2 protein-coding genes and 1 tRNA gene are annotated in these 2,604 nt (G+C 39.6%); all 3 read left to right on the forward strand.

All coding sequences use genetic code 11. The features are described 5' to 3' along the window. Window positions 1-92 precede the first annotated feature (92 nt). The 3 genes from AALA56_RS09865 to asnA all read left to right on the forward strand — a co-directional run bounded on the left by AALA56_RS09865 (window position 93) and on the right by asnA (window position 2,443). Window positions 93-164 (forward strand) — tRNA-Glu (locus AALA56_RS09865). Window positions 165-261: 97 nt separating this feature from the next. Then, complete coding sequence (locus AALA56_RS09870; RefSeq protein WP_369909867.1) at window positions 262-1,296, forward strand: MmcQ/YjbR family DNA-binding protein; 1,035 nt, start codon at window positions 262-264, stop codon at window positions 1,294-1,296. A 154-nt stretch (window positions 1,297-1,450) separates the two neighbouring features. After that, entirely contained in the window at window positions 1,451-2,443 is a 993-nt protein-coding gene (gene asnA / locus AALA56_RS09875) for an aspartate--ammonia ligase (protein WP_369909868.1), read from the forward strand. Window positions 2,444-2,604 lie beyond the last annotated feature (161 nt).

Consider the following 2,604-nt stretch of genomic DNA (forward strand, 5'->3'; position numbering starts at 1 on the left):
TGTAATCAGAGGGTCGCGTGTTCAAGTCATGTAGCCGGCATTTGCGAACGTAGTTCAGTGGTAGAACATCACCTTGCGTTCGATGTTATTATGGTCCGTTGGTCAAGGGGTTAAGACACCGCCTTTTCACGGCGGTAACACGGGTTCGAATCCCGTACGGACTATATAGAGGAAAAGAGGAAAAACGAAGTCACATTGGCTTCGTTTTTTGTGTATTGATGATTTTATGTTATTATGGAGAGAGTAAAGTAGGACAAGTAAATGATAGAAGATATAGTTTTTGCAAAAAAGAAGGTTTGCTTTGATAAACTTGTGGATAAAGGGTTTGTGAAAATGGATGAAGGAGACTTTATTTATAGCGAACGCTTTATGGATGACATGTTTGAGGCTCAGGTTATAGTAGATAGGAGTGGACATGTTAGTGGGCGGGTGGTGGACTTAGAATTAGGTGAAAACTATCTTCCTTTGCGTGTGGCTAGTGAGAATACGACATTTACCGGGCAGGTACGTCAAGCTTATCAAGGTATTTTACAAAAGATTGCGGATACTTGCTTTGTGGATGAGTTATTTATGAGCGCACAGGCAAATCGTGTTGCAGATCACTTAAGTTCTACTTATGGTGATGTATTTGATCACCCTTTTGAGAAATATCCAGATTACATTTCGTTTCGTGTTGGTAGAAAATGGTATGCCTTGATCTTGCCTTTAGCGTTTAGCAAATTAGATGAAGAGGGAGGAGACAAACTAGTCGAGGTTGTCAATATCAAGGTTCTTATTAATCAGATGTCGCACCTCCTCAATATAAATGGGGTTTATCCCGCTTATCATATGTCTAAGAAAAGTTGGGTTTCCATTGTTTTGGATGATAGTTTAGAAGATGATGTGCTTTTTGAGCTTCTGGATGTTAGTCGCCAATTGGCGATGCCTAGGCACGGGGAGGGTTCTAGAGGCGATAGATTTTGGCTTATTCCCGCTAATCCTAAAGTGTATGACATTGATTCTGATTTTTCAAAAACGGATCAAATTGACTGGACTGTAAAAAACAAGCTTGATGTTGGTGATATTGTTGGGATTTATATGACTGCTCCTATAAAGTCATTGCGCTATCTTTGCTGTGTTGTTGCTAGAAAAGAGATAGATAATCATCTTTCTTGTCTGACTTTGAAATTGGTAAAACAATTTCCTGATGATGAGTATAGTTTAGCTTTTTTACAAAGTAAAGGTGTCAAGAGTGTGCGCAGCATTCGGCATATGACAAAGGACTTGGCAGCTGTTTTCAAAGCTTTTCTTAAGTAGTGACAACTAGGATGTTAGAGAATATTCGCTAGTTTTTGCGTCATTTTCAAAAAAATTCCAAAAATAGCTTTTCATTTTATGCAAATAGATGTATAATAGCTTTATCTTATTTTAGTAATACTTTAAGAATCTTGATAGAAAAGGAGCAGAAAGCATGAAAAAAAGTTTCATTCATCAACAACAGGAGATTTCTTTTGTCAAAAATACGTTCACGCAGTATTTGATTGATAAGCTTGAGTTGGTCGAAGTTCAAGGACCAATTCTCAGCCAAGTCGGGGATGGTATGCAAGATAATCTTTCAGGTGTTGAACATCCAGTATCTGTCAAGGTTTTACAAATCCCAGATGCTGAATTTGAAGTAGTGCATTCACTAGCGAAGTGGAAACGCCATACCTTGGCTCGTTTTGGTTTTAATGAGGGAGAAGGGCTCTTTGTGCATATGAAGGCGCTTCGTCCAGATGAGGATTCTCTTGACCAAACGCACTCTGTCTATGTCGATCAATGGGATTGGGAAAAGGTTATTCCTGATGGTAGACGTGATATTACTTACTTGAAAGAAACGGTTGAAAAGATTTACAAGGCTATTCGTTTGACAGAGTTGGCTGTGGAAGCCCGCTTTGATATTGAGTCTGTATTGCCAAAACAAATCACTTTTATCCACACTGAGGAGCTTGTCGAGCGCTATCCTGAACTTACTCCTAAAGAGCGTGAAAATGCTATTTGTAAAGAGTACGGAGCTGTCTTCTTGATTGGTATCGGTGGTGAACTTGCTGATGGCAAACCTCATGACGGTCGTGCACCGGACTACGATGACTGGACCAGTGAATCTGAGAACGGTTATAAAGGCTTGAACGGTGATATTCTTGTATGGAATGATGCCTTAGGAGCTGCTTTTGAGATTTCTTCAATGGGAATCCGTGTTGATGAGGACGCACTTCGTCGTCAAGTAGCTATAACAGGTGATGAGGACAGACTAGAGCTAGAATGGCACCGTACACTCCTTAGAGGGTTCTTCCCACTAACTATCGGTGGTGGTATCGGTCAATCTCGTTTGGCGATGTTCTTACTCCGTAAAAAACACATTGGTGAAGTGCAATCAAGCGTTTGGCCAAAAGATATTGTTGAGAAATTTAGCAATATTCTCTAAAGAAGAGATAGGCAAACCAGGACTTTCGTAGTCTTGGTTTTTTAGTTACACATTTGTTAAATATAATATTTGGGAACTATACCCGTGGTGCTAGTTGATTTTAAAATACAATAAAAAGCCCAAAAGGACTATACTGTAAGTGTTCAAACAAACAGGAGGTT

It is taken from the genome of Streptococcus hyointestinalis (genome assembly GCF_041225505.1).
In the GTDB taxonomy this organism is placed as follows: domain Bacteria; phylum Bacillota; class Bacilli; order Lactobacillales; family Streptococcaceae; genus Streptococcus; species Streptococcus hyointestinalis_B.

Bases quoted from the DNA above. Each gene is read 5' to 3' on its own strand.
- AALA56_RS09870 (WP_369909867.1), top strand. From the start codon at position 262: ATGATAGAAGATATAGTTTTTGCAAAAAAGAAGGTTTGCTTTGATAAA.
- asnA (WP_369909868.1), top strand. From the start codon at position 1,451: ATGAAAAAAAGTTTCATTCATCAACAACAGGAGATTTCTTTTGTCAAA.